The sequence below is a fragment of the Brevundimonas goettingensis genome (genome assembly GCF_017487405.1).
GTDB lineage: Bacteria > Pseudomonadota > Alphaproteobacteria > Caulobacterales > Caulobacteraceae > Brevundimonas > Brevundimonas goettingensis.
Map to the genome: position 1 here is coordinate 3,576,182 of NZ_CP062222.1, position 18,242 is coordinate 3,594,423.

Sequence of the window (18,242 nt, forward strand, 5' to 3'; positions counted from 1 at the left end):
GCCTTCATGAGGTCAATACCGCCGTCAACCAGATGGACCAGGTGACCCAGCAAAACGCGGCGATGGTCGAGCAAGCGACCGCGGCCTGCGACGCCCTGACCCAGGACGCCGGCCGTCTGGCCGAGTCGGTCGCCCGCTTCCGCACGCGCAGCGCCCCCGCTCCGGTCGCCGATGTCCGGGCCGCCAGGCGCCCCATGCCGTCCGTGACGCCGCCGGCGCGACCGCCCGTCCATCAGCCTGTGACGGCCCTCAAAACGCTCGGCCAGGGCGGGGCCGCTCCGCGTCCGGACCCTGTCGCCGCCGCCGACGGCTGGGAAGAGTTCTGACATCCGGAGCGGGATTCGTTTGAGGCGAAGGCGGGGGCTGACAAGGCCTCCGCTTTGGCCTATACGGCCTCCCACATCGTTAGACATCGGCGTCCGACGGCGCCGTTTCAAAGCGGCGGCCCGGAAGGCCAGCCGCTTTTTTATTGAGTTGATCCCCGCCTTGCGCGCCAAGACCGTCCAGGACCGCCAGCTTCTCGAACTGATCGACCCCATCGCGGAGTCGCTCGGCCTCGAGGTCGTGCGCGTGCGTCTGATGGGCGGCACCCTGCGCCAGCGACTGCAGATCATGGCCGAACGCCCGACCGACCACGACATCTCGGTCGAGGAATGCGCCCGCCTCAGCCGTGCGGTCTCGGAGGTGTTCGACGCCGCCGACCCCATCGCCGGAGAATATCTGCTGGAAGTCTCCTCGCCCGGCATCGACCGCCCCCTGACCCGTCCGATCGACTTCGAACTGTTCGAGGGTTTCGAGGCGCGCCTCGAGGCCGACCGGATGGTCGAGGGCCGCAAACGCTTCAAGGGCGTTCTGGCCGGTCTGGACAAGGACGACGACGGCGCCGACATGGTGGCCATCGACCTGGACGGCGAGGACGACACCGCCCTGATCCCCTTCGACTGGGTGGTCGACGCCAAGCTGGTCATGAACGACGATCTGATCAAACGCGGCGCGGCGCTTCGTGCGGCCCGCGGCGAACCCGAAGACGACGAGCTGCCCCCTCTTTCCGAGGAAGAACGGGCGGCTCCCGAAGACACCAACAAGACCCTTCCCGAGGACAAAGCCTGATGGCCGCCACCGGTATTTCCGCCAACCGTCTCGAACTGCTCCAGATCGCCAATGCGGTCGCCCAGGAGAAGAACATCGATCGCGAGATCGTCATCGAGGCTCTGGAAGAAGCGATCCAGAAGGGCGCCAAGTCGCGCTACGGCGCCCATCACGACATCCGCGCCAAGATCGACCCGAAGACAGGCGAGCTGAGCCTGACCCGTCACGTCACCATCGTCGAGGACGACTGGATGCCGGAAGACGAGCTGGAAGAATTCAACGACAGCGCCATGGTCCGCCTGCGCGACGCCTCCAAGCGCGATCCGGAAGCTGAAGTCGGCAAGGAATATGTCGAGGTTCTGCCGCCGTTCGAGTTCGGCCGCGTCCAGACCCAGATGGCCCGTCAGGTCATCACCGGAAAGGTCCGCGAGGCCGAGCGCGCCAACCAGTACGAGGAGTTCAAGGACCGCGTCGGGGAGATCGTCAACGGCACCGTCAAGCGCGTCGAATACGGCAACACCATCGTCGACCTGGGCCGTGGCGAAGGCATCATGCGCCGCGACCAGTCGATCCCGCGCGAGGTGTTCAACATCGGCGACCGGATCCGCACCTACATCTATGACGTCCGTCCCGAGGCCAAGGGCCCGCAGATCATGCTGAGCCGCGCCCACCCGGGCTTCATGGCCAAGCTGTTCGCCCAGGAAGTGCCGGAAGTGTACGACGGCGTCATCGAGATCCGCGCCGCCGCCCGCGACTCGGGTTCGCGCGCCAAGATGGCCGTGCTCTCGAACGACAGCTCCATCGACCCCGTCGGCGCCTGCGTCGGCATGCGCGGCTCGCGCGTTCAGGCGGTCGTCGCCGAACTGCAGGGCGAGAAGATCGACATCATCCAGTGGAACGCCGACGAGCCGACCTTCATCGTCAACGCCCTGGCCCCGGCTGAAGTCTCCAAGGTCGTGCTGGACGAAGAGGCCGACCGCGTCGAGGTGGTCGTGCCCGACGAGCAGCTGTCGCTGGCCATCGGCCGCCGTGGTCAGAACGTGCGTCTGGCCTCCCAGCTGACCGGCTGGCAGATCGACATCATCACCGAGAGCCAGGACAGCGAGCGTCGCCAGCGCGAGTTCGCCGAGCGCACCAGCCTGTTCCAGGAAGCCCTGGACGTCGACGAGGTCATCGCCCAGCTGCTGGTCACCGAAGGCTTCGCCACCATCGAGGACCTGGCCTTCGTGGAATCCTACGAAGTCGCCGAGATCGAGGGCTTCGACGAGGACACGGCCGAGGAACTTCAGGCCCGCGCCCGTGACTTCCTGGAACGTCAGGCCGCCGCCCTCGACGCCAAGCGCATCGAGCTGGGCGTGCTGGACGAAGTCCTGGCCGTGCCGGGCGTCACCGGCGCCATCGCCGTCGCCCTGGGCGAAGGCGGGGTCAAGACCGTCGAGGACCTGGCCGACCTGGCCACGGACGAAATTCGCGGCGGCTATGAGATGAAGAACGGCGAGCGCACCAAGGTCGCCGGCGTCCTGGAAAGCTTCAACCTGTCGCAGGAAGAGGCCGAGCTGCTGATCCTCCAGGCCCGCGTGGCCGCCGGCTGGATCGACGCCTCGGAACTGCCGCAGCCCGAGCCGGAATACGAGGAAGAATACGCCGAGGGCGAATACGACCCCGAAGCCGTCTTCGCGCCTCAGTCCGAGGGCCTCGAAGAGGCTTCGCTCGAGAACGGCGACGCGGAGGTCTTCGCCGAAGACCTCGAATCTTCCCGCGACGCGTGATGGGACGCGGGGCCGAACATGAGCTTGCGGGACGCAACGACGGATAGGGAGCGCCGGGACCTCGTCACACACGAGGTCATGGATGAATCTCGTCTGATCCGTTTCGTCGCCGGGCCTGACGGCTCCGTCTTCCCCGACCTGGGCAGGAAACTGCCCGGGCGCGGCCTGTGGGTCGCCGCCGACCGGGCCTCGGTCGAGCAGGCGGCGAAGAAGAACCTGTTCTCGCGGGCCGCGAAAACTAAGCTGAACGCCCCGGCCGACCTGGCCGATACGGTCGAAAACCTGCTGGTTCGGCGCTGTCTGGACCAGCTGGGTCTTGCCCGGCGCGAAGGCGTGCTTATCTCCGGCTTCGAAAAGTCGGCCGCGAGCATCCGCGCCGGCAAGGCCGCGTGGGTCATCGAGGCGTCCGACGGCGCCTCTGACGGGCGCGGCAAAATCCTCGCCCTGGCGCGACACCAGATCACAAAGGTCTGCGGCGCCTTCAGTGCGGACGATTTGAGTTTGGCCCTGGGGCTGGAAAATGCGATACACGCCGTCCTGCTGCTGGGCGGGCGCGCTGATCGCTGGACCACCGAGGTCGAACGACTGGCGGGATTTCGATCGCTTCGCCCTGCGGCGTGGGACCTGGACTACAGGTCTGACGCCGCGGACGGGTCGGACGAGGACCTGAAGGACGAGCCTGAAGGGGCGGATTAACGGGCGGGGTTTGGCGTTTTCGTAACGCCGGACTGCGCACGGCTATTCGCGTTTCCAGACTCTAGCCCCGGACTTTGGGGCGACGTGACGATTTCAAGATCAGGCGGACTTCCCCGCCACGAGTAAAAGCGACCGGATGAGCGACGAGAACGACAAGACCAACGAAGGCCAGGGCAACGGTACGCCTGCAGGAACCCCGTCGACGACGGGTCCGCGCGCGCCACTGAGCCTGAAGCCGCGCGCCGCGGGATCGGTTTCGACCGGCACCGTGCGCCAGAGCTTCAGCCATGGCCGCACCAAGACGGTGGTCGTCGAGACCAAGCGCCGTCCGGGAGCGCCCGCTGGCGGCCATCAGCGTCCGCAGGGCTTCGATGTCGCCCGTCCGCGCACCGAGACCGCCGCGCCGGCCGCCGCGCCGACCCCGCGTCCGGCCCCGCCGCGTCAGCAGCCCGCCGGCGGCGCCCTGTCCGGTGAGGAACAGGAAGCCCGTCGCCGCGCCATCGAGCTGGCCACCCAGGCCCAGGCGGAGGTCGCTCGTCCCAGCCGCGCCCCCGGCGTCGGCTTCGGTCGCCCGGCCAAGCCCGAGGACGACCGTGGCGACAAGCGTTTCTCGGATGCCGGCAAGGCCGTCAGCCGCACGCGCGGTGAGCCCAAGCGCCGCGAAGGCCGCCTGACCATCCAGTCGGTCGCCGGCGACGGCGACACCGCCGAGCGCATGCGTTCGCTGGCCTCCGTGCGCCGCGCTCGCGAACGCGAGAAGGAAAAGCGCAAGGGCGGTTCCACCGATGCGCCCAAGACCGCGCGTGAAGTGGTCATCCCCGACGTCATCACCGTGCAGGAACTGTCCAACCGGATGGCCGTGCGCGGCGTCGACATCATCAAATTCCTGATGCGTCAGGGCATGATGATGAAGATCAACGACGTCATCGACACCGACACCGCCGAGCTGGTGGCCGACGAGTTCGGCATGACCGTCAAGCGGGTTTCGGAATCCGACGTTGAGACTGGCTTCCTGTCGGACGCCATCGACGACGAGGCGACCACGCCGCGCGCGCCGGTCGTGGCCATCATGGGCCACGTCGACCACGGCAAGACCTCGCTGCTCGACGCCCTACGCACCACCGACGTGGCCGCGGGCGAGGCCGGCGGCATCACCCAGCACATCGGCGCCTATCAGGTGCGGACCAAGGACGGCCAGAAGGTCACCTTCCTCGACACCCCGGGCCACGCGGCGTTCAGCGCCATGCGGACCCGAGGCGCCAATGTCACCGACATCGTGGTGCTGGTCGTCGCGGCCGACGACGGCGTCATGCCGCAGACGATCGAAAGCATCCAGCACGCCAAGGCGGCCGGGGCTCCGATCATCGTGGCGGTCAACAAGATCGACAAGCCCGACGCCAACTCGCAAAAGGTCGTCAACGAGCTGCTGCAATACGAGGTCATCTCGGAAGCCCTGGGCGGCGACACCCAGATCGTCGAGGTCTCGGCCAAGGCCAGGACCAACCTCGACGGCCTGATCGACGCCATCCTGCTGCAGGCCGAGGTCATGGACCTCAAGGCCGATCCGGAACGTTCGGCCGAAGGCGTGGTCATCGAGGCCAAGCTGGACAAGGGCCGCGGCCCGGTCGCCACCGTCCTGGTCAAGCGCGGCACCCTGAAGCGCGGCGACATCGTCGTCGCCGGCTCCGCCTGGGGCAAGGTCCGCGCCCTGCTCGACGAGCGCAACGCCCAGCTGACCGAGGCTGGTCCATCCGTCCCGGTCGAAATTCTGGGTCTGGACGAGGCTCCCTCGCCCGGCGAACCGCTCGCCGTCGTGGACTCCGAAGCCCGCGCCCGCGAGCTGACCGAGTACCGCGCCCGCGTTAAGCGCGAGAAGGCGACCGGCGGCATCAACCAGGTCTCGCTGGCCGACATGATGTCCAAGCTGGGCTCCAAGAAAATCTCGGAACTGCCGGTCCTCATCAAGTCTGACGTCCAGGGTTCGGGCGAGGCCATTCAGGGCTCGCTTGAGAAGATGGGCAACGACGAGGTCCGCGCCCGGGTCGTCTATTCCGGCGCCGGCGGTATCACCGAAAGCGACGTCACCCTGGCCAAGTCGGCCGGCGCCCCGATCCTCGGCTTCAACGTCCGCGCCTCGAAACAGGCGCGCGATCTGGCCGATCGTGAGGGCGTCGAGATCCGCTACTATTCGATCATCTACGACCTGCTCGACGACATGAAGGGCGTGCTCTCGGGCATGCTGGCGCCGCTGCAACGGGAAACCTTCCTGGGCAACGCCGCCGTGCTTCAGGTCTTCGACATCTCCAAGACCGGCAAGATCGCCGGTTGCCGGGTGTCCGAAGGCGTGGTCCGCAAGGGCGCCAAGGTCCGGATCATCCGCGACGACGTCGTGGTTCTGGAACTGGGCACCCTGCAGACGCTCAAGCGCTTCAAGGACGAGGTCAACGAGGTCCCGTCGGGCCAGGAGTGCGGCATGCATTTCCAGGGCTTCCAGGACATCAAGGTCGGCGACTACATCGAGTGCTTCACCGTCGAAGAGATCAAGCGCACGCTCTAGCAAGGGCGCTACCGCTCATCACGCGGTCGCTCGCTGCTTGAGCGCCGTGGCCGATCGGATCAACAATGACCCGTCGTTCCATCAGGGGCGACGGGTCTTTGCCTTGTTTCACTGCCCCGCTTCCGCCGCATAGTCCGGGAATGAAGCCGTCATGTACCGTACAGTGACCGCCCTTATTGCCTCCGCACTGGCGTTGTCCGCCCTCGCGACGCCCGCGGCGGCGGGAACCAGCTATCTGGCCTATAATCCGTCGGACCGGATCACCACGGCCCTGACGCGGGGCGTGACGCTGGAGGTGCATCGTGGCCTGTTCGGCGCGGTGGCCATTCGCCGCATCATCTCGACCACCTCGCGCGGCTCGGCCGACATCCGCCGCGGCGGCCCCGATCAGGCCCGGCGCGCCCTGCCCGACTATGCCGGCGAGACCACGGTCTACACCATCCCATCCGACGGCGATGGCCGCCCCCTGGCCCGCGCCCTGTGCCCCGGGGCGGATGAGACCTATCTGGTCGTCGGTCTGGTGCGCGCCGTGCGGCCGCTGAAGATGCACGCCGTTGGGCGCTGGGCCGACGGTCAGTATCGCCATTGCGTCGAGCTGACCTACGACTATCGCGGCGAATGGGCCCTGCCGCCGCGCAGCGGTTTCGGCGGCAGCGACAATCCCCTGCCCGAGCGGCCGTAACGCCATGGGGATCCGGGGGGCTCTTCTTGCAGGCATCGTCGGGGCGCTCGCCGCCCTGTGGACCTGGACCGCGCCGGGCGATCCGGCCCTGTGGCCGAAGGCCGCCGGTGACGAGGGCGTCCCACTCTATCTGCTCGATAACGGCTTCCACACCGACATGGTCGTCCCGCGCGCGGCGCTCGCGGCCCGGCCGGGGCCGCTGGCGGAGGCCGTCGCGACCCTCGGTCCGGGCGACTGGATCCTGATCGGCTGGGGGGATGCGAAATTCTATGTCGACCAGAGCCCGATCCAGTCGCGCCTGCCCGACGGCGCCCGCGCCTTCTTCCGCCCGGGCAATCCGTCCGTCCTGATGCTGCGACCAGAGACCCAGGCGCCCGAACAGGCCTTCCTGCCCGAAGGCCGTCGCCGGCTGGTCCTGTCACAGGCCGGGTTCGAGGCCATGGACCGTCGCATCGAGGCCAGCCTCGACCTGTCGACCGGAAAGGCGCGCGTCGCCGCGACCCGTCCGGGCGACCCGGTCCGCTTCTTCGCCAGCCGCGAGACCTTCTCGATCCTGCACCTGTGCAACCACTGGGCGGGCGAGGTCCTGAACGCCGCCGGTCTGCCGATCCGCCCGGTCCAGACCATTCTCTCCGCCGAGATCGGGAATACCGCGGACCGGGCTGCGGATCGGGCTTCCGGCTCCGCTTTACAGACGGCGTCAACCGTCGCCAGATAGGCGGATGAACCGCCTCCTCGCCATCGCCGCCCTGTCGCTTCTGGCCGCGACGGCCAGCTGCAAACGGCTGGAAAAGGCCGACAAGGCGCCGCCTGCCGCTGCCCCCGCCGCCGCGCCGGAAGTCACCGAAGCTCTGGATGCAAGGACGTTGGAGGGGTTGGGCTTCAAGGCGGCCTGGGGCGCTCCGGCGCCCGTGCGACGTCTCATGCCGGGCGCCTCGCGCAACGGCGCGGAGGTGATCTATGCCGATGGCAAACTGGTGTCTCTCGGCGGCGACCAGTTCGCCTTTGTGTCGCAGGGCAAGCTCAGTGACGCCGCCCATATCGACGCCGGCGCTCTCAGCATTCACTATCTCAAACGGACGGGCACGGGTTTCGAACGCCTCGGCGCCTGGCCGGAGTTCAGGGTGGACGGGACCTTCGGCGCACCGCCGGAGTGGACTCTGCGAACCGATTTGACGCCCGCGCCGGCCCTGCTCACCGAAGCCGGAGGCGTCTGGCAAGGCTATGCCTGTTCGTGGTCGGGTCTGATCGAACTGACCCCCGAAAAACCCGTCGTGCGGGTCGAGAGCTTTCCGGTCGCCTATGACGATAGCGGCGCCAAGATGGACGAAAGGGACGCCAGGGCCATGCAGGCCACAGTCCTTCCCGGAGACAAGGGCCGCAGTTTCGTCGTCCGCTATGCGGGCGATCGCAAGGCGGAAGTAACCTACGCCCTGTTCGGCGACCGCTATGCGCCGACGACCAAGCCCGATCTGCTGACCTGCTGAAAACTGGACTTTGGGGGCCGAGGGGCCTAGACCGCCCGACTTCCCTTTTCGGAGGGCGCTTTCAGGCCGGGTCCGATCCCCGGCGAGCGACGAGGATCCCGCGATGAGCAACCGCAAGCCCAAATTCTCCAACGCCGGTCCAACCCAGCGCCAGCTGCGCGCGGGCGAGCTGGTCCGTCACGCCCTGGTCGAGATCCTGCGTGAGGAGGAGATCCACGACGAGGCGCTCAAGGACGTCTCGATCACCGTCACCGAGGTGCGGCTGTCGCCCGACCTGAAACACGCCACCTGTTTCGTCGAGCCCCTGGGCGCTGGCGTGGACACGGCCCCGACGGCCGGCCATGAGAGCGAGATCATCAAGGCGCTGAACGCCCACGCCAAATTCCTGCGCGGCCAGCTGGGTCGCCATCTGGACATGAAGTTCACGCCCGACCTGCGCTTCCGCCACGACGAGAGCTTCGACGCCGCCAGCCGTATCGACCGCCTGTTCGACGACCCCCGCGTCCGCGCCGACCTGCAGGCCGGACGTGACGAGGCAGACGAAGACTGATGGGTCGGCCTCAAGCCAAGCAACACGCGACAGGCCCGGCATAATGGGCCGTCGCAAGAAGGGCGAGGTCGTCAACGGCTGGGTCTGCCTGGATAAGCCGTTCGAAATGGGTTCGACCGACGCGGTGTCGAAGATCCGCCGGCTGTTCAACGCCCAGAAGGCGGGACACGCCGGAACGCTGGACCCCCTGGCCTCGGGCATCCTGCCCATCGCGCTCGGCGAAGCGACCAAGACCGTGCCCTTCATGATGGAGGCGGAGAAGATCTATCGCTTCACCGTCCACTGGGGCATCTCGACCGACAGCATCGACCGCGAGGGCGAGATCATCGGTCGGTCCGACGTCCGTCCGTCGCTGGAGGCGGTCAAGGCGGCCCTGCCGGCCTTCGTCGGCGAGATTGACCAGACCCCGCCGCGCTTCTCCGCCATCAAGGTCGACGGCCAGCGCGCCTATGACCTGGCCCGCGACGGCGCCGAGTTCGAACTGGCCAGCCGCAAGGTGGTGATCCACGAGGCCGAGGTCACCGACATGCCGGGCGCCGACCATACGGAGATAACCATACGCACGGGCAAGGGCGTCTATGTCCGCTCTCTGGCGCGCGATCTGGCCCTGGCCCTGGGCGCCGAGGGGCATGTCTCGGCCCTGCGGCGCGAGCAGGTGGGGCCGTTTTCGGTCGAGAACGCCGTCACACTGGATTTCCTGACCGATCTGGTGCATAGGGACGCCGCCTTTGAAGGCCTGCTGCCCGTAGCGACCGCCCTGGACGACATCCCGGAGTTGGCCGTTACGGAACAGGACGCCTTCTCGCTTCGTCAGGGACGACCGATCGTTCTGCTCCCCCGACAGGTCGAAACGCTCAAGAGCCGCCTTAGGGACGGCGACCGAACCGTTTCAGCCTTTCACGGACAGACCCTCGTCGCTCTCGGTCAGTTGCGGGCCGGCCGGCTAGAACCCGACCGCGTATTTAACCTGTCCTGACGCACCCCCCAAAAGGGACCGAAGGGACACTCCGGCGCTCAAGCAGCGAGGCTCCGCGAGCCGAGCGTTAGCGCCTACAAAAATGGAGAACACGATGTCGATCACTGCTGAACGCAAGAACGAAGTCATCGCCGACAACGCCCGCTCCGCCGGCGACACCGGCTCGGCCGAGGTTCAGGTCGCGATCCTGTCGGAACGCATCGCCAACCTCACCGAACACTTCAAGACCCACAAGAAGGACAACCACTCGCGCCGCGGCCTGCTCAAGATGGTCTCGCAGCGTCGTCGCCTTCTTGACCACCTGACCAAGGTCGACAAGGAGCGTTACACCGCTCTGATCACCAAGCTGGGCCTGCGCCGCTAAGCGCTCCCGGCGACAACGGTTTCGAGGCGCGGGCCATGTCCGCGCCTCTTTCCGTACCTAGAGACCGGCGCGCCGCCGGACGTACGGCGCAGACGCGAGGGCCAGGATCGGTCCTCTTTACTCCCGACCGATCGCCATGGGGCGGCCGGTCCATGGACCGAAGGACTGAACGCCCGACGCTCCACCCATTGATGGGACCCCGGCCGGAATACGCCGCCCGGGATACGAAAGACGAAACATGTTCGATATCAAACGCAAGACGATCGACTGGGCCGGCCGCCCGCTGACCCTGGAAACGGGCCGCATCGCCCGCCAGGCCGACGGCGCCGTTCTGGCCACCTACGGCGAGACCGTCGTCCTCGCCACCGTCGTCTACGGTCGCGCGCCCAAGCCGGGCCTGGACTTCTTCCCGCTGACCGTGAACTACCAGGAAAAGACCTTCGCCGCCGGCAAGATCCCGGGTGGCTACTTCAAGCGTGAAGGCCGTCCGACCGAGAAGGAGACCCTGGTCTCCCGCCTGATCGACCGTCCGATCCGCCCGCTGTTCGTCAAGGGCTTCAAGAACGAGACCCAGGTCGTCGTCACCGTCCTGCAGCACGATCTGGAAAACGATCCCGACGTCCTGGCCATGGTCGCCACCTCGGCCGCCCTGACCATCTCGGGCGTGCCCTTCATGGGTCCCATCGCGGCCGCCCGCGTCGGTTACATCGACGGTGAGCTGGTCCTGAATCCGACCATCGACCAACTGCCCGACTCGCAGCTCGACCTCGTCGTCGCCGGCACCGCCGACGCCCTGATGATGGTGGAATCGGAAGCCAAGGAACTGTCGGAAGACACCTTCCTGGAAGCCCTGATGTTCGCCCAGCGCGGCATGCAGCCGGTCATTGAAGCGATCATCGAACTGGCCGAACACGCCGCCAAGGAGCCCTTCGACTTCCAGGCCGAAGACCACTCGGACGTCGTGACCTCGATCCAGTCGCTGGTCGGCGAGGATATCAAGGCCGCCTACACCCACCCCGGCAAGCATGCCCGTCATGAAGCCGTCGGCGCCGCCAAGAAGAAGGCCTCGGCCGCTCTGGTGAAGACCGAAGAGAACCCGGACGGCGTTGAGTCGGCCAAGTTCGCCACCGCCTTCAAGGAATGCGAAGCCCACGTCCTGCGTCGCGACATCATCGACAACGCCCACCGCGTTGACGGCCGCGCCCTCGACAAGGTCCGTTCGATCGTTTCGGAAGTCGGCATCCTGCCGCGCACCCACGGTTCGGCCCTGTTCACTCGTGGTGAAACCCAGGCCATCGTCGTCGCCACCCTCGGCACCGGCGAGGACGAGCAGTACATCGACGCCCTGACCGGGACGTACAAAGAGAAGTTCCTGCTGCACTACAACTTCCCTCCCTATTCGGTCGGTGAAACCGGTCGTATGGGCGGCGCCGGCCGTCGCGAAATCGGTCACGGCAAGCTGGCCTGGCGGGCGATCCGTCCGATGCTGCCGTCGGCGGAAGACTTCCCCTACACCATCCGTCTGGTCTCCGAGATCACCGAGTCCAACGGCTCGTCCTCGATGGCCACGGTCTGCGGTTCGTCGCTGGCCCTGATGGACGCCGGCGTGCCCCTGAAGAAGCCCGTCTCGGGCATCGCCATGGGTCTGATCCTGGAGCCGTCGGGCGAGTTCGCCATCCTGTCGGACATCCTGGGTGATGAAGATCACCTCGGCGACATGGACTTCAAGGTCGCCGGCACCCGTGACGGCATCACCTCGCTGCAGATGGACATCAAGGTCGCCGGCATCACCGAAGAGATCATGAAGAAGGCCATCGCCCAAGCTTCGGCCGGCCGCCTTCACATCCTCGACGAGATGGACAAGGCCATCGACGGCGCCCGCACCGAGCTGGGTGAGTTCGCTCCGAAGATCGAGTCCATCAAGGTCCCGGTCGACAAGATCCGCGACATCATCGGCACCGGCGGCAAGATCATCCGCGAGATCGTCGAAAAGACCGGCGCCAAGGTCAACATCGAGGACGACGGCACCGTCAAGATCGCCGCTTCGGACCAGGAGAAGATCGACGCCGCCAAGAACTGGATCTCGTCGATCGTCTCCGAGCCCGAGCCCGGCATGATCTACTCCGGCAAGGTCGTGAAGGTCGTCGACTTCGGCGCCTTCGTGAACTTCTTCGGCGCCAAGGACGGTCTGGTCCACGTGTCGCAGATCGCTCTGGAACGCGTCGCCAACCCGGCCGACGTCCTGTCCGAGGGTCAAGAGGTCAAGGTCAAGTTCCTGGGCTTCGACGATCGCGGCAAGACCAAGCTGTCGATGAAGGTCGTCGATCAGGAAACCGGTGAGGACATCACCGACAAGATCAATGCCGAGCGCGCCGAGCGCGGTGAAGCCCCGCTGACCGAAGACACCGGCGGCGGCGGCAAGAAGCGCGAAGGCGGCGGCGAAGGCCGCGGTCGTCGCCCCCGTCGTGACTAGGACTGGCGCGACCAGTCGACGGCGTTACTGCTGAAATGATCGGGGCCCCGCTGGCAACAGCGGGGCCTTTGTCGTTCGGGGATACGATTGCAGGCCGCGACCTTCTGACGCAAACAGGGCCATGACCTCTCCCGAGCCCCAGACCTTCAGTCCGCTGGAAAAGCGGGTGACCCTGATCGCCCTGATGATCGTCTTCCTGCTGTCGGCGCTGGACCAGACGATCGTCTCCACGGCCATGCCGAGGATCGTGGCCCAGCTGTCGGGGCTGGACCTCTATCCCTGGGTGACCACGGCCTATCTGCTGGCGTCGACGGTGATGGTGCCGATCTACGGCAAGCTGTCGGACATCTATGGGCGCAAGCCGATCCTCGTCATCGGCATCAGCCTGTTCATGGCCGGTTCGATGCTGTGCGGCCTGTCGGGCGAGTTCGGCGCCCTGCCGCTGCTGGGCGGCGGCATGACCCAGCTGATCGTCTTCCGCGCCATCCAGGGGCTGGGCGGCGCCGCCCTGATCACCTCCGCCTTCGCCGTCATCGCCGACCTCTATCCGCCGCGCGAACGGGCCAAGCTCGGCGGGCTGTTCGGCTCGACCTTCGGTCTGGCCAGCGTCATCGGCCCGTTGATCGGCGGCTTCTTCACCGACCTGCCGACGGCGCATCTGTTCGGCTATGACGTCGCCGGCTGGCGCTGGGTCTTCTACATCAACCTGCCGCTGGCGGGTCTGGCCCTGTTCATGATCCTGGTCGAGATGCCGCGGCTGACACACCGGACGGGCGGCAAGATCGACTTCGCCGGGGCGGCCCTTCTGCTGACCACCTTCGTGCCCTTCCTGCTGGCGCTCAGCTGGGGCGGGACGGCGGGGTGGAGCGCGCCGCATATCCTGGGCCTCTTCGCCCTGGCGGCCGTGTCCCTGATCGCCTTCCTGCTGGTCGAGGCCCGGGTCGCCAATCCGATCATCTCGCTGAGCCTGTTCCGCAACCGCACCTTCGCCACGGGCAATCTGTCGGCCTTCCTGATGTTCATGGCCTTCATGGGCATGGTGTCCTTCCTGCCCCTCTATATGCAGCTCGGCCTCGGCCTGCCGGCGACGACCAGCGGTCTGGCCATGATGCCCCTGACGGTCGGTCTGATCATGGCCGCGACGGCCTCGGGCTTCCTCGTCAACAAGCTCGGCCGCTACAAGCTGGTGATGGTCGGGGGCGCGGCCCTGACGACGCTCGCGGCCTTTCTCCTGTCGCAGACGCCGTCGGACGCGGGCCTGTTCGACCTGATGTGGCGGGTTACCCTTCTGGGTCTCGGCCTCGGTCCGGCCCAGAGCGTCTTCAACCTGGCCACCCAGAACGCCGTGCCGCGCGAGCAGCTGGGGGTGGCGACCAGCGCTGGACAGTTCTTCCGTCAGGTGGGCTCCACGGTCGGGGTCGCCGTCTTCGGCGCGGTCCTGACCCACAATCTGGCGGCGCCCATGACCCATCGGGTCTCCGCCGACCCGACCGCACAGGTCCGCACCCTGTCGCTGGCCGATCTGGAGAAACTGGCCCTCTCCAGCCGGGCTCAGGCCGAGCCGGGAGCCCCGACCGTAGCCGCCGTCGACCCGGCGGTGCGCGAGACGGTCACTTCGGCCATCCTCGGCGTCATCTTCGCGGGCTTCATCGTCTGTCTGCTGGGCTTTACGGCAACCCTGCTGGTGCCCGACCTGCCGCTGACGCCGCGACCGAAGCCGGTCGACGTCCATACCCTGGGCGAGGCGCCTGGAGAGCCGCCGGCCGACCCGGCATAGAGAGAGCCACCGGCCGATCCCGCCGAGGTGGTTTAAGGAATCAGGCCGCGCATTCGGCCGGCTTCGTTTCGCCCGGGCCATACATGGCGCAGGACCGGTCGATCTCACCCTGGATGGCGGCGCACTCGTTCTGGGCGTTGCACGGCGGATGGGTCGCCGGGCTGACTGCGATGCAGCGCTGGACCAGCTTCGCAGAGGCGGCCGCCCCGATGTCCTCGGCGCAGCTCTTGACCGGCGTCGGCACAACCGAATCGGTGATCGTCGCCTCGGCCTCTTCCTGGGGTGGGGCATCCTCGGGCATCACGGGCGTCTGGGCCGGCGCGGAGGCGACCTCGGCCGTCTTTTCCGGAGCAGGCTCGCCGCAGGCCGACAGCAGGGGCGTGGCCAGCAGCAGGGCCGCCGACAGCATCGCCAGAGAAGCCAGTCCACGCATCGGCACGCCTCCACAACAGGGTCACGGTCAGGGGAACGGCGCGGACGATGCATCGATCCGCGCCGCTCGGCTAGTCCCTTCCAAAGCCCGCGTTTCGCGCGAAGCGATCGTGGCCTGATCAGGCCTTGAGGGCCGCCTCCAGCGCCGCCTTCTGCTTCACGAACAGCTCGGCGCAGCCGATTTCAGCCAGCTGGAACAGGCGGTCGAACTCGGCGCGGGAGAAGCCGCGCTTCTCACCCGTGGCCTGGATCTCCACGATCGTGCCCGAACCGGTCAGGACGTAGTTGCTGTCGGCCTCGGCGTTCGAATCTTCTTCGTAGTCGAGGTCCAGCACCGGCTCGTTCTCGAACACGCCGCAGGACACGGCGGCGACCTGATCGAGGATGGGATTGGTCTTGAGCACGCCTTCCGAAACCAGATGGCCCAGGGCCGTGGCCATGGCCACCCAGGCGCCGGTGATGGAGGCGGTGCGGGTGCCGCCGTCGGCCTGGATGACGTCGCAGTCGATGACCACCTGACGCTCGCCCAGCGCCTTCAGGTCGACGACGGCGCGCAGGGACCGGCCGATCAGGCGCTGGATTTCCTGGGTGCGGCCCGACTGTTTCCCGGCGGCGGCCTCGCGGCGACCGCGGGTGTGGGTGGCGCGCGGCAGCATGCCGTATTCGGCGGTGACCCAGCCCTGACCGGTGTTGCGCATCCAGCCGGGCACCTTGTCCTCGACCGAGGCCAGGCACAGCACCTTGGTATGGCCGAAGGTGACCAGGCACGAGCCCTCGGCATAGCGGTTGACCCCGGTTTCCAGCGTGACGGCGCGGAGTTGTTCGGGCGTACGGTCTGACGGGCGCATATCTATGTCCTAGCAAGCGAGAGCGGGGCTGCTTATCCTGAAACCGTGAGCCTGTATGCCCCCAACCCGCTTCCGTTCGGCACGGCCCCCCTCGGGACCGGGGCAGGGCTGTCCGCGCTCGACCAGCGCGCACGCGACATCTTCCGCCGCATCGTCGAGACCTATCTGGAAAACGGTGAGCCGGTCGGGTCGCGGACCCTGTCGCAGCGCGGCGTCTCCCTGTCTCCGGCCTCGATCCGCAACACCATGCAGGATCTGACCATGGCCGGGCTGCTGGCGGCGCCCCACACCTCGGCCGGGCGCATCCCGACCCATGCGGGTCTGCGACTGTTCGTCGACGGCTTCCTTGAGATCGGCGACATCGGTCAGGAGGAGCGGCGCGAGATCGACGCGCGGCTGGCCGGGAAGGGCAGGGGCTTCGAGGAGGCGCTGGATGCGGCCTCCTCCCTGCTATCCGGTCTGGCGGGCGGGGCCGGGATCGTCGCCTCTCCGGTGAGCGATGCGGGCGTCAAGCACGTCGAATTCGTCGCTCTCGGCCACGATCAGGCCCTGGCGGTGTTGGTCGGGGATGACGGCACGGTCGAGAACCGGCTGATGCCCCTGTCGGCCGGGGTGACGCCCTCGACGCTGCAGGAGGCGTCCAACTTCCTCAACGCCCGGCTCAAGGGCCGCCGTCTGGCCGAGGCGCGCACCGAGATGCGGGCCGAGCTGGACGCCGCGCGCCAGCAGCTGGACGCCACCGCCGCCCGTCTGGTCGAGGACGGTCTGGCGGCCTGGTCGGGCGGTCCGGACCGCGAGCGGTCCCTGATCGTGCGTGGCCGCGCCAATCTGCTGCAGAACCGCGAAACGGCCGCCGATCTGGAGATGGTTCGCGTCCTGTTCGACGATCTGGAGCAGAAGGAACAGCTGATCGGCCTGCTCGACGGCGTCAATGCGGCGCAAGGGGTACGCATTTTCATCGGCGCCGAAACGCGGTTGTTTTCACTTTCGGGTTCCGCCGTGATCGCGGCGCCCTATATGAACGGCCGACAGCGGGTCCTGGGCGCCATTGGCGTGATTGGACCCGCAAGACTGAACTACGCCCGCATCATTCCGTTGGTGGATTACACCGCCCGGGTGCTGGGGCGCATGCTGGACGGACAGGACACGTGAGCGACACCCACCAAAACCCCACCCAGGAAGAACTCGACGCCATCGAGCGTGAAGAGGACGAAGGCGGTCCGGTCTCCGACGCCAACGAAAGCCTCGCGCCGCTGGACCAGGTCATCGCCGAGCGCGACGAGTGGAAGGATCGCGCCCTGCGCGCCGCCGCCGAAGCCGACAATGTGCGTCGTCGCACCGAGAACCAGCTGAACGACGCCCGCGCCTTCGCCATCCAGCGCTTCGCCAAGGATCTGCTGGGCGTCGCCGACAATCTGCAGCGCGCACTGCAGGCCGCGCCCAAGGATGCGGAAGGCGCCGCCGCCGGCCTCGTCACCGGCATGGAGCTGACGGAAAAGGCCCTGATCGGCGCCTTCGCCGCCAACGGCCTGAAACAGGTCGCTCCGGCGCCGGGCGACGCCTTCGATCCGCATCTGCATCAGGCGATGATGGAGCAGCCCTCGGAAACCGTTCCGGGCGGCGCGGTCATTCAGACCATGCAGGCCGGCTATGAACTGTTCGGCCGCACCGTGCGCCCCGCCATGGTCGTGGTCGCCGCCAAGGGTTCGGGCCCCAAGGCCGCCGCCTCCGGCGCCTATGGCGAAGCCCCGGCCGCCAACGGCGGATCGTTCGACGGCAAGGCCTGATTTTAGGGCGCTATGTTCGCGACGCGGTCGCTCACGACTTGAGCGCCGCCGTATCAGGCGAGCACGGTTACGCCTGTCATTGAAAAGGTTAAGGTCGGGGCATGTCCCTGACCGAGACCTCGACCGGCCGTCCGCGCGCCTTTTCTGATGTGATCGAGACGCTGGGTCGCCGCCCGGGCGAGCGGCTGGCTCTGGGCGAATTGGTCGATGCTTTCGGAGACCGGGCCTTCGGGGCGGTTATGCTGCTGTTCGGCGTCCTGAACCTGATGCCCTGGCCGCCCGGCGGCACCACGATCACCGGCGCGCCCCTGCTGTTCCTGTCGATGGAGCTGGCCTGGGGGCGCGAGGCCCTGTGGCTGCCCGGCTGGATGGAGCGGGCCACGGTCAGCCGCGCAACCTTCAGGAAGCTCAGCGACCGCTTCATGAAGGCGATCCGCTTCACCGAACATCTTTCGCGGCCGCGCCTGCGCTTCCTGACCTCACGCTTCGGTCAGGGGCTGATCGGCCTGGCCTGCGTCTTCCTGTCGGCGGTGCTGGTCCTGCCGATCTTCGGCGGCAATCTGATCCCCGCCGTAGCCATCACCTTCTTCTCGCTGGGGGTGATGCAGCGCGACGGTCTGGCGGTGCTGCTGGGCTGGATCGTGACCGGGATCACGATCGTCGTCCTCTTCCTCGCCTGGAAGATCATCGTCGCCGGCTTCGAGCACGGCTGGGAATGGGTCTCGGGCCTAGTCTAAGGCGGGATTCCGAGAGCC

At 67.4% G+C, this 18,242-nt stretch carries 18 protein-coding genes; 16 read left to right on the forward strand and 2 right to left on the reverse strand.

The genetic code is table 11. The annotated features are described in order from the left end of the window. Positions 1-41 precede the first annotated feature (41 nt). The 13 genes from IFJ75_RS20145 to IFJ75_RS17660 all read left to right on the forward strand — a co-directional run bounded on the left by IFJ75_RS20145 (position 42) and on the right by IFJ75_RS17660 (position 14,420). Entirely contained in the window at positions 42-326 is a 285-nt protein-coding gene (locus IFJ75_RS20145; RefSeq protein WP_207869935.1) for a hypothetical protein, read from the forward strand. A 160-nt stretch (positions 327-486) separates the two neighbouring features. Next, positions 487-1,110 (forward strand): ribosome maturation factor RimP, encoded by a 624-nt coding sequence (rimP, locus tag IFJ75_RS17605; RefSeq protein WP_207869937.1) that lies wholly within the window; start codon positions 487-489, stop codon positions 1,108-1,110. Then, complete coding sequence (gene nusA / locus IFJ75_RS17610) at positions 1,110-2,858, forward strand: transcription termination factor NusA (RefSeq protein WP_207869939.1); 1,749 nt, start codon at positions 1,110-1,112, stop codon at positions 2,856-2,858. The genes rimP and nusA overlap by 1 nt, the downstream gene beginning before the upstream one ends. Positions 2,859-2,876: 18 nt before the next feature. After that, positions 2,877-3,554, forward strand: coding sequence for an RNA-binding protein (locus IFJ75_RS17615; protein ID WP_207869941.1), 678 nt, complete (start codon positions 2,877-2,879; stop codon positions 3,552-3,554). A 136-nt stretch (positions 3,555-3,690) separates the two neighbouring features. Further along, positions 3,691-6,111 carry a translation initiation factor IF-2 gene (infB, locus tag IFJ75_RS17620; protein ID WP_207869943.1) on the forward strand — a complete coding sequence of 807 codons (2,421 nt, stop codon included), beginning with the start codon at positions 3,691-3,693 and terminating at the stop codon, positions 6,109-6,111. Between the two features lie 151 nt (positions 6,112-6,262). After that, a complete protein-coding gene (locus IFJ75_RS17625) occupies positions 6,263-6,793 on the forward strand; it encodes a hypothetical protein (protein WP_207869945.1) in 531 nt (176 codons plus the stop codon). A gap of 4 nt (positions 6,794-6,797) precedes the next feature. After that, on the forward strand, positions 6,798-7,511 hold the full coding sequence (locus IFJ75_RS17630) for a DUF2459 domain-containing protein (RefSeq protein ID WP_207869947.1): 714 nt from the start codon (positions 6,798-6,800) through the stop codon (positions 7,509-7,511). Between the two features lie 4 nt (positions 7,512-7,515). Next, positions 7,516-8,280: a hypothetical protein gene (locus tag IFJ75_RS17635; protein ID WP_207869949.1), complete on the forward strand. Its 765-nt coding sequence runs from the start codon at positions 7,516-7,518 to the stop codon at positions 8,278-8,280. Positions 8,281-8,383: 103 nt separating this feature from the next. Continuing rightward, the gene (gene rbfA, locus IFJ75_RS17640; RefSeq protein ID WP_207869951.1) at positions 8,384-8,830 is read left to right on the forward strand and encodes a 30S ribosome-binding factor RbfA; all 447 of its coding nucleotides are present in this window, start codon (positions 8,384-8,386) and stop codon (positions 8,828-8,830) included. A 43-nt stretch (positions 8,831-8,873) separates the two neighbouring features. Next, entirely contained in the window at positions 8,874-9,806 is a 933-nt protein-coding gene (gene truB / locus IFJ75_RS17645) for a tRNA pseudouridine(55) synthase TruB (RefSeq protein WP_207869953.1), read from the forward strand. 94 nt (positions 9,807-9,900) lie between these two features. Then, positions 9,901-10,170 (forward strand): 30S ribosomal protein S15, encoded by a 270-nt coding sequence (gene rpsO, locus IFJ75_RS17650; RefSeq protein ID WP_207869956.1) that lies wholly within the window; start codon positions 9,901-9,903, stop codon positions 10,168-10,170. 238 nt (positions 10,171-10,408) lie between these two features. After that, positions 10,409-12,643, forward strand: a complete 2,235-nt coding sequence (pnp, locus tag IFJ75_RS17655) for a polyribonucleotide nucleotidyltransferase (RefSeq protein WP_207869958.1) — start codon at positions 10,409-10,411, stop codon at positions 12,641-12,643. Between the two features lie 121 nt (positions 12,644-12,764). Next, positions 12,765-14,420, forward strand: coding sequence for an MDR family MFS transporter (locus tag IFJ75_RS17660; protein ID WP_207869960.1), 1,656 nt, complete (start codon positions 12,765-12,767; stop codon positions 14,418-14,420). Between the two features lie 40 nt (positions 14,421-14,460). Here the strand turns inward: IFJ75_RS17660 and IFJ75_RS17665 are convergent, their stop codons facing one another. Next, positions 14,461-14,853 (reverse strand): hypothetical protein, encoded by a 393-nt coding sequence (locus IFJ75_RS17665; protein ID WP_207869961.1) that lies wholly within the window; start codon positions 14,851-14,853, stop codon positions 14,461-14,463. A gap of 118 nt (positions 14,854-14,971) precedes the next feature. Then, complete coding sequence (rph, locus tag IFJ75_RS17670) at positions 14,972-15,700, reverse strand: ribonuclease PH (RefSeq protein WP_207869963.1); 729 nt, start codon at positions 15,698-15,700, stop codon at positions 14,972-14,974. A gap of 51 nt (positions 15,701-15,751) precedes the next feature. On the opposite strand from rph, the gene hrcA reads away from it, so the two are divergent. The 3 genes from hrcA (at position 15,752) to IFJ75_RS17685 (ending at position 18,224) form a co-directional block, all read left to right on the forward strand. Beyond that, positions 15,752-16,852 (forward strand): heat-inducible transcriptional repressor HrcA, encoded by a 1,101-nt coding sequence (gene hrcA, locus IFJ75_RS17675; RefSeq protein ID WP_225897122.1) that lies wholly within the window; start codon positions 15,752-15,754, stop codon positions 16,850-16,852. After that, entirely contained in the window at positions 16,849-17,487 is a 639-nt protein-coding gene (grpE, locus tag IFJ75_RS17680; protein WP_207869967.1) for a nucleotide exchange factor GrpE, read from the forward strand. The genes hrcA and grpE overlap by 4 nt, the downstream gene beginning before the upstream one ends. A 101-nt stretch (positions 17,488-17,588) precedes the next feature. Beyond that, a complete protein-coding gene (locus tag IFJ75_RS17685) occupies positions 17,589-18,224 on the forward strand; it encodes an exopolysaccharide biosynthesis protein (protein WP_207869969.1) in 636 nt (211 codons plus the stop codon). Positions 18,225-18,242 lie beyond the last annotated feature (18 nt).